Source organism: Sphingomonas sp. (assembly GCF_051962185.1).
Lineage (GTDB): Bacteria > Pseudomonadota > Alphaproteobacteria > Sphingomonadales > Sphingomonadaceae > Sphingomonas.
Genome location: NZ_JBQCCN010000031.1, coordinates 1 through 8,174, shown reverse-complemented (window position 1 = coordinate 8,174; position 8,174 = coordinate 1). Strand labels below are relative to the sequence as shown.

General features: G+C 64.8%; 7 protein-coding genes. 2 read left to right on the top strand and 5 right to left on the bottom strand.

The window, feature by feature from the left end:
* Positions 1-100: 100 nt before the first annotated feature.
* Positions 101-493, bottom strand: a complete 393-nt coding sequence (locus ACTHJR_RS02235) for a BLUF domain-containing protein (RefSeq protein WP_440521436.1) — start codon at positions 491-493, stop codon at positions 101-103.
* Positions 494-744: 251 nt separating this feature from the next.
* On the opposite strand from ACTHJR_RS02235, the gene leuA reads away from it, so the two are divergent.
* On the top strand, positions 745-2,406 hold the full coding sequence (leuA, locus tag ACTHJR_RS02230) for a 2-isopropylmalate synthase (protein WP_440521435.1): 1,662 nt from the start codon (positions 745-747) through the stop codon (positions 2,404-2,406).
* 213 nt (positions 2,407-2,619) lie between these two features.
* On the opposite strand, the gene ACTHJR_RS02225 is transcribed toward leuA, so the two are convergent.
* Genes ACTHJR_RS02225 through folE form a run of 4 tightly spaced genes read right to left on the bottom strand, consistent with a single transcriptional unit; the run spans position 2,620 to position 4,955 of the window.
* Positions 2,620-3,141, bottom strand: a complete 522-nt coding sequence (locus ACTHJR_RS02225) for a DUF1993 domain-containing protein (RefSeq protein ID WP_440521434.1) — start codon at positions 3,139-3,141, stop codon at positions 2,620-2,622.
* A 50-nt stretch (positions 3,142-3,191) separates the two neighbouring features.
* Entirely contained in the window at positions 3,192-3,551 is a 360-nt protein-coding gene (locus tag ACTHJR_RS02220; RefSeq protein WP_440521433.1) for a dihydroneopterin aldolase, read from the bottom strand.
* Positions 3,544-4,317, bottom strand: coding sequence for an SDR family oxidoreductase (locus ACTHJR_RS02215; RefSeq protein WP_440521432.1), 774 nt, complete (start codon positions 4,315-4,317; stop codon positions 3,544-3,546). Before ACTHJR_RS02215 ends, ACTHJR_RS02220 begins: the two co-directional genes overlap by 8 nt.
* 5 nt (positions 4,318-4,322) lie before the next feature.
* A complete protein-coding gene (gene folE / locus ACTHJR_RS02210) occupies positions 4,323-4,955 on the bottom strand; it encodes a GTP cyclohydrolase I FolE (protein ID WP_440521431.1) in 633 nt (210 codons plus the stop codon).
* A 232-nt stretch (positions 4,956-5,187) separates the two neighbouring features.
* On the opposite strand from folE, the gene ACTHJR_RS02205 reads away from it, so the two are divergent.
* Entirely contained in the window at positions 5,188-8,142 is a 2,955-nt protein-coding gene (locus ACTHJR_RS02205; RefSeq protein ID WP_440521430.1) for a TonB-dependent receptor, read from the top strand.
* Positions 8,143-8,174: the final 32 nt, after the last annotated feature.

The following is an 8,174-nucleotide window of genomic DNA, read 5'->3' as shown; positions in this document are numbered from 1 at the left end:
CCAGGCGTATGCCGAGACAAAATAGAAGAAAGAAGACCCTCACCCGACCCTCTCCCGCGCGCGGGAGAGGGCTACAAGTGCGGGAGATGGCTTTGGCTCGTCACGCCGGCTGCAGCGCCCGGAAGTGCTCGACCGTCTCGTCGGAGACGCCGGCCAACAACACCCGCAACCGATCATCGAACGCATCGATCGATTCCCGGCGATCGCGATGGATCATCGTCCAGTCGCCGAATTCGCGGTGCTCGACCGGCCGATCGACCAGGATCTGCAGCTCGCGATGGCGATCGTCGCGATAAAGCCGCGCGAGCAGGTCCGTCATGCTTTCCGGCGGGCCCTCGATCGCCTGCAGGAAAGCGTCGTCCTGGGTGTAGAGCAGCCCGGTGATGCCATCGACCCCGTTGCGCGCGACCGCCTGCCGCAAGATGCCCGGAATCTCGTCGACCGCGCGGCGCGTGTCCGCCGTGCTCGTGCTGCGATAGATGATTTGACGCATGGCTTGCTCCTGACAGGACAGCAATGCTGCCGCAATGCCTCCAAGAAATCCTTGCGGTGGATCAATGCAGAAACGCGCTGGACTTTGTTGACCGCGCCGGGCTAGGGCTTGTCGCGAGATGACGTTCGGGCTCGGCCTTACCCTGCTTCGACTTACGCGCCCTTAGGCGCGTACCTCATCCCGCGTGCCGGCAACGGCGCGCACCGCGCCTAAGGGCTGACCCTCCCCGCCTGATCCAGACGAGAAGAGCCATGCTGCGCGATCCTTCGACCAAATACCGAGCGTTTCCGACCATCAACCTGCCCGACCGCCAATGGCCGTCGCGGGCCATCACCAAGGCGCCGGTCTGGCTGTCGACCGACATGCGCGATGGCAACCAGGCGCTGATCGATCCGATGGACGCGGAGAAGAAGACCCGCTTCTTCGATCTGATCGTCAAGACCGGGATCAAGGAGATCGAGGTCGGTTTCCCCGCCTCCGGCGCGACCGATTTCGACTATATCCAGGGCCTGGTCCGCTCCGGCCGCGTGCCCGCCGACGTCACGCTCCAGGTGCTGACCCAGGCGCGGCGCGACCTGATCGAGACAACCTTCCAGTCGCTCGACGGCGCACCGACCGCGATCGTCCATCTCTACAACGCCGTATCGCCGGCCTGGCGCAAGATCGTGTTCGGCATGTCGAAGGACGAGATCAAGGCGATCGCGGTCGACGGCGCGAAGATGCTGCGCGACTGCGCCGCCGCGCGGCCCGACACCGACTGGCGGTTCGAATACAGCCCGGAAACCTTCTCGACCGCCGAGGTGGATTTCTCGGTCGAGGTGTGCGCCGCGGTGATGGACGTGCTGAAGCCCACGCCCGACAAGCCGATCATCTTCAACCTGCCCGCGACGGTCGAGTGCGCGACCCCCAACGTCTATGCCGACCAGATCGAATTGTTCGGGCGCACGATCCCTAATCGCGACAGCGTGCTGATCAGCCTGCACACGCATAACGACCGCGGCACCGGGGTCGCGGCGGCGGAACTGGGGTTGATGGCCGGCGCCGATCGTGTCGAGGGCTGCCTGCTCGGCAATGGCGAGCGCACCGGCAATTGCGACATCGTGACGGTCGCGCTCAACATGTACACGCAAGGCGTCGATCCCGGCCTCGACTTCTCCGACATCGACGACATCATCAACACGGTCGAATATTGCACCAAGCTGCCGGTGCATCCACGCCACGCCTATGCCGGCGAGCTGGTCTACACCTCGTTCTCGGGCTCGCATCAGGATGCGATCAAGAAGGGCTTCGCCGCGCGCGAGCGGCAGAATGACGATATCTGGGAAGTCCCCTATCTGCCGATCGACCCGGCCGATCTCGGCCGCAGCTACGAGGCGGTGATCCGGGTCAATTCGCAAAGCGGCAAGGGCGGCGTCGCCTGGATCCTCGAACAGGACAAGGGGCTCAAGCTGCCCAAGCGCCTGCAAGCCGATTTCTCGAAACACGTCCAGGGCCTGGCCGACCAGACCAGCCGCGAGCTCGATGCCGACGACATCTGGCAGCTCTTCCAGCGCACCTACCTCCCCTATGGGGGCGAGCGGCTCCAACTCCAGGCCTATGACGAGACGCGCGCACCCAACGGCGACCGCATCTTCGCCGGCAGCATCGCCGAGGCGGGGTCGACCAAGTCGGTCAGCGGCCGCGGCAACGGCCTGATCTCCAGCGTGTTGGCCGGGGTGCGCGACGGGTTCGGGATCGAGCTCGAAGTGATCGACTATGTCGAGCATGCGATCGGCCACGGCACCGACGTCCAGGCCGCCGCCTATGTCGAATGCCGCGCGGCGAATGGCGAGACCGTCTGGGGCATCGGCATCGACGAGGATGTCGCGACGGCAAGCGTGCGGGCGGTGGTCAGCGCGGCTAATCGGGCTTAGCGGAAGCCAATTCGTCCATCCCGGCGAGGGCCGGCGCCCAGCTTCATGGCGTCGCGATGGCGCCCCATCGCTTCGAAGGCGTCGCGGCGGGGCGGGGCCCCGGCCTTCGCCGGGGGTGGGTGTCATTGCGAGAAGCTACCTTGCTTTCGCGACGCGACGGAACACCAGGAGGCCCGACATCCGCCGGCGCGATAACGCCGGGTCGATCCCCGGCTATAGCTTCAGCCGCGGGCGACCCATGAAGTCGCGCTTGCCGAGCTTCACGCCTTTCCAGCGCAGGATGTCGTACGCGGTCGTCGCGTGGAAATAGAAATTGGGTTGCGAGAAGGAGAGCAGGAAGTCCTCGGCGGTGAACGGCATCGTCATCTCGCCCATCGTGAACTTCATGTCGCGGCCGACGAAACCGTTGATCTCGTCGGGATCGAGTGCTTCGACCGCGGCAAGGGCATGATCGACCGCCTCGCGCAGCCCTTCGAATGTGGTCGGCCACGGCGTCCGGTCGGGCGAAAAGACGCCGGCGCGAACGCCCTCGATCGCGCCGATCGAATGCGCCGAGCACGATTTCACCTGATAGCCGAAGGGTAGCATATCGTCGGCCAGTCGCGCCGCGTGGAGATCGGCGGGATCGCAACCGGTCTCCGCGCAATGCGCCTCCGCCTTGTCGAGCAGCCCGCGCACGGCGCCGAGACTCTGCACGTAATTCGGAACGACCGCGGAATAGAGCGACAAGGTCATATCATCCTCCCCTTTGTTGATATTGGTCGTGGAGGGACGGCAAAGGCGGGTCAACCCCGCGTGCGGACGATCTCGCAACCGATCTCGGCGTCGGGATAGATGTCCGGCTTGGCCGATCGCACCGTCACCGCGACCACGCGCGGGTCGGCGAAGCACAAGGCGGCGACGCGCTCGCACAGCACTTCCTGGAGCATCACGTGCCCGCCTGCCGCGATGGCCAATACCCCCTCACGGATGCGGTCGTAATCGACCACCTGATCGATCCGGTCCTCCGGCACCGCCGGATAAGCGCAGGTCATCGCCACCGACACCAATACGCGCTGCGGCCCCGCGAGCTCGGCCTCATGGATGCCCAGGCCCATCCGCACCTCGAGCCCGTCGAGACGGATCGTGTACGTCGCCTCAGCCATCGCGGCGGCCCGGGGTCGAGAACATCACATCTCCCTCGCGCTTCAGAAAGCGCTGACCATTGTCGAGGAATAGATTGTGCCCGGTGATCGCCGGCGTGGTCAGCAGATACTCCACCGCCCGCGCCACTTCGTCGATCGGCAGCGGGCGCCGCAACAGATTCTCGCTCGCCACGCTGGTGAATTCCGCTTCGCTCTGGTCGCCGCTCGGGAGCGTCAGCCCGGGCGACACGGCGTTGACCCGCACGCGCGGGGCGAGCGCCTGGGCGAGCATCGTGGTCGCGCCCTCGAGCGCGATCTTGGTCAGCGTGTAGCTGAAGAAATCGGGATTGAGATTGGCGACCTTCTGGTCGAGCAGATTGACCACCGCCCCGTCCTCGAGCCCCTGCTGCTCCGCCAGCGCGCAAGCCAAGGCAGCGGGCGCCGCGAGATTGACCGCGACCAAGCGTGCAAGCAGTTCCGCGTCGAAGGCGGGCGGGCGGTCGAACTCGAATATCGAAGCGCAATTGACCAGGCCGTCGATCGCTCCGTCCATCGCGTTGCGCGCCGCGCGCAGGATCGCCGCAGCGGCGTCGGGCGCGGCGAGATCGCCGACCACCGTCGCGACGCGCTCTCCCGACGGGTCGAGTTCCTGCGCCAGGCTGACCGCATCCTCATCATGCGGGTGGTGATGATGGATCACCACCCGGTGCCCCGCGCTCGCCAGCGCACGGACGATCGCCGCGCCGATCCGCCGCGACCCACCGGTGACGAGGACGGTGCGCGTCACGCCGCTCACGCGCGGCCCTGCATGTCCATCAGCGCCAGCACTTCGCGCCGGCTGCGCTCGTCGTCGCGGAACACGCCCATCATGCGGCTGGTGACCATCGACACGCCGGGCGTGCGCACGCCGCGCGCTGTCATGCAGGCATGCGTCGCCTCGATCACCACCGCCACGCCTTGCGGCTCGAGGTTTTCCCAGATGCAATCGGCGACCTCGGCGGTCAGCCGCTCCTGGACCTGGAGCCGCCGCGCGAAGCCGTGCAGCACGCGCGCCAGCTTGGAAATGCCGACGACATGGTTCTTGGGCAGATAGGCGATGTGCGCCTTGCCGATGATCGGCGCCATATGGTGCTCGCAATGCGACTGGAACGGAATGTCCTTGAGCAGGACGATATCGTCATAGCCGCCCACTTCCTCGAACACGCGCTTCAGATGCAGGGCGGGGTCGTCCTGATATCCGGCGCAATATTCCTTCCACGCCCGCGCGACGCGGAGAGGCGTATCGAGCAGGCCTTCGCGCTCCGGTTCGTCGCCGGCCCAGCGAATCAGCGTCCGGACCGCGTCGGCGACATCGTCCGGCACCGGAATCTTGGGCGCGGACGCCACCAGATCGCCGTCATTCAAATCTTCGTCATGGTCGTTCATCGCTGTCGATCCGGGCTTTTCCACTAGGGTGACGTTACGGCAGGGCCGCAAAATAGAGCTTCGGGTACGGTCCATACTGTTTCTTTTAAGCAACAGACGGCGAAACCCGCTTATTTCCGTGCCCGAAGGCCATTGACGCCGCAAGACCAAGCTTCCTAGGCTCGCTCCACTTCGTCGGAAACCACGCCAACCGGCATAAAGATCGGGGCGTCTGCATGAGGGGATGTACCCAATGAAGAAATTCGAACTGCTCGCCGCGTCCGCTATCGCGCTCATCGCGGCCACGCCGGCCATGGCGCAAGACACGCCGGCACAGCCGCAAGCGGCGGCGCCGGCGCCGCAGACCACGTCCGACGACAGTCAGATCGGCGACATCGTCATCACTGCGCAGCGCCAGTCCGAAACCCTGCAGACGGTGCCGATCGCGGTGTCCGCGTTCAATTCCGAAGCGCTCAAAGAGCAGCAGATCAACACCACCAGCGATCTTCAGCTGACCCTGCCCAACATCACCTTCACCAAGGGCAATTTCACGTCGTCTTCGTCGTTCAACATCCGCGGCATCGGCGATCTCTGCGTCGGCGTGACCTGCGACGCGGCGACCGCGATCCACGTCAACGACGTGCCGGTGCTGGGCTCACCGATCTTCCAGAACGAATATTTCGACGTCGAGCGCATCGAAGTGCTGCGCGGCCCGCAGGGCACGCTGTTCGGCCGCAACGCGACCGGCGGCGTCATCAACTTCATCAGCGCCAAGCCCGATCTTTCAGGCATCCATGCCTCGGGCGACGTCGAATACGGCAATTACAACAGCATCCGCGTCAAGGGCATGTTCAACCTGCCGCTGGGGGATGTGTTCGGCGTTCGCGTCGCGGGCTATTACCTGAACCGCGACGGCTTCACCAAGAACCTCTACACCAATTCGAACATCGACGGGCGCGACCAGTATGACGTCCGCGTGTCGCTGCGTTTCCAGCCGACCGCCAATACCACGCTCGACATCGTCGGCCACTATTTCAAGGAAAGCGACGATCGCTCGCGCATCCAGAAACAGCTCTGCCACCGGGACCCGACCGGCGTGCTGGGCTGTCTGCCCGACCGTCTCGCGTTCGAACAGGTCAACGGCGACGCAACGCTCGCCTCGGTGCTGACCTCGAGCCAATTCCTTCAGCTGCGCACCTCGACCGCACCCCTGGCGCCGTTCGCGCTGGGCAGCGTCTATGGCGCCGACGGCGACAGCTATACCGGCTACGTGAACCCCGCCGACATGCGCACGGTCAACATCGACTCGCTGCCGCGTTTCAAGACCAACGAAAAGCAGGTCCTGGTCAATTTCAGCCAGGATTTCGGGTCGGTCCTGTTCAAGCTGGACGGCGGCTATACCGAAGGCATGACCGATTCGACTGTCGATTATAACGTCGGCATCGAGCGGTCGTACGCGACCAATCCCGGGCTCAACCTGTTCAACACGCTGGCCGGTGCCGGTCTGCTGGGCCCGGGTTACCAGGCGATCCGCAATATCCTGCTGCCCAACGGCAACACGTCGACGCTCTGCCAGTCGCTCGCTGAACCGACCGGCACTGGCGTCTACAGCGGCCACAAGATCTGCGCGCCCACCAGCCTCGACTTCGACCGCTCTAACGCGCGCGGCAAACAATGGTTCGGTGAAGGCATCGTCTCGTCGAAATTCGACGGGCCGTTCAACTTCCTCGTCGGCGCCGGCTATCTGGACTACAAGGTCTACGACAACAGCTATTCCGTGAACTCGTTCGCACTGGACTATGCCGCCGGCCTGCTCGGCGGCGGCGGCGGCAACGTGCTCGGCACGCCGTTCTATCGCAACGATTCCGAATTCTATCACCTCAAGAGCTACGGCGTCTTCGGTGAGGCCTATGTCAATCTTGGCAAGAACCTGAAGCTGACCGGCGGCCTGCGCTACAATCACGACGAGAAAGACTATCAGTCGCGCACCAACCTGCTGAACTGTCCGGTCCCGGTCGGCGCGGCCAATGCCTATTCGGCGCCGGGTTTCGCCTGCTACGATGCCGATCCGTCGCGTGCCGGCAACCAGCCGCTGGCGATCAACAACGTCAGCTTCGGGCGCCTGACCGGGCGCGCGGTGCTCGACTGGCAGATCACCTCGCGCAACCTGCTCTACGCGTCCTATTCGCGCGGCTATAAATCGGGCGGCATCAACCCGTCGCTGGCCGCCGGGTTCAGCGTCCCGCTGACCTTCGGCCCCGAAACGGTCAATGCGTTCGAAATCGGCTCGAAGAACACCTTCCTCGACGGCACGCTGCGCCTCAACCTCACGGCCTTCTACTATCAGTACAAGCAGCTGCAGCTGAGCCGCATCGTGGCGCGCACTTCGGTCAACGACAATGTCGACGCCGACATCTACGGGGCCGAGGCCGAAGCGATCATCAAGCCCTCCAACTCGGTGCTGATCAACCTGACGGCGAGCTACCTGCATACCAAGGTCGCCAACGACAAGTTCCTCGGCAACCCGCAGGATCCGTCGGGCGGCCGCACGGACGCGGTGATCATCAAAGACATCACCAACGGCTCGAATTGCGCGGTGGTATCGAACTCGGGCAACGGCGCGATCTCGAACGCCTTCGTCAACGGCGTCAATGCGGGCCTGAACGCCGGTGCGTTCAACAGCCCGGCATTCCCGAACGCTCCGGGCGGGTCGCTGCAAGGCACCACGCCGATCCCGGGCATGGGCGGCACGACGGGCGCGTTCAGCGTCTGCGACGTGCTCGCGGGCTATGCCGCGGCGACCGCTGCCCCCGTTACCGTCATGGGCTCTGGCGTTCCCGTCAACATCAAGGGCAACGAATTGCCGCAATCGCCGCACTACAAGTTCTCGGCGGGCATCCAGTGGACCGGCCAGCTCGGCCATGACTGGAACATCGTGCCGCGTGTCGACCTTGCCTATACCGGCGGCTATTACGGCAGCATCTTCAACGGCAACGTCAACCGCATCCAGGGCTATGAAGTGATCAACGCCCAGCTCCAGCTGAACGGACCGAGCGATAAGTTCTACGTCCGCGCGTTCGTCCAGAACCTGGCCAACAACAACGCGATCACCGGCCTCTACGTGACCGACCAGTCGTCGGGCCTGTTCACCAACGCCTTCACGCTGGAACCGCGCCGCTACGGCATCGCCGCCGGCTTCAAGTTCTGATCCGAGGCAGGCCACTTCCCGCACAGGCGGGA

Bases quoted from the DNA above. Each gene is read 5' to 3' on its own strand.
- ACTHJR_RS02235 (WP_440521436.1), bottom strand. From the start codon at position 493: ATGCGTCAAATCATCTATCGCAGCACGAGCACGGCGGACACGCGCCGC.
- leuA (WP_440521435.1), top strand. From the start codon at position 745: ATGCTGCGCGATCCTTCGACCAAATACCGAGCGTTTCCGACCATCAAC.
- ACTHJR_RS02225 (WP_440521434.1), bottom strand. From the start codon at position 3,141: ATGACCTTGTCGCTCTATTCCGCGGTCGTTCCGAATTACGTGCAGAGT.
- ACTHJR_RS02220 (WP_440521433.1), bottom strand. From the start codon at position 3,551: ATGGCTGAGGCGACGTACACGATCCGTCTCGACGGGCTCGAGGTGCGG.
- folE (WP_440521431.1), bottom strand. From the start codon at position 4,955: ATGAACGACCATGACGAAGATTTGAATGACGGCGATCTGGTGGCGTCC.
- ACTHJR_RS02205 (WP_440521430.1), top strand. From the start codon at position 5,188: ATGAAGAAATTCGAACTGCTCGCCGCGTCCGCTATCGCGCTCATCGCG.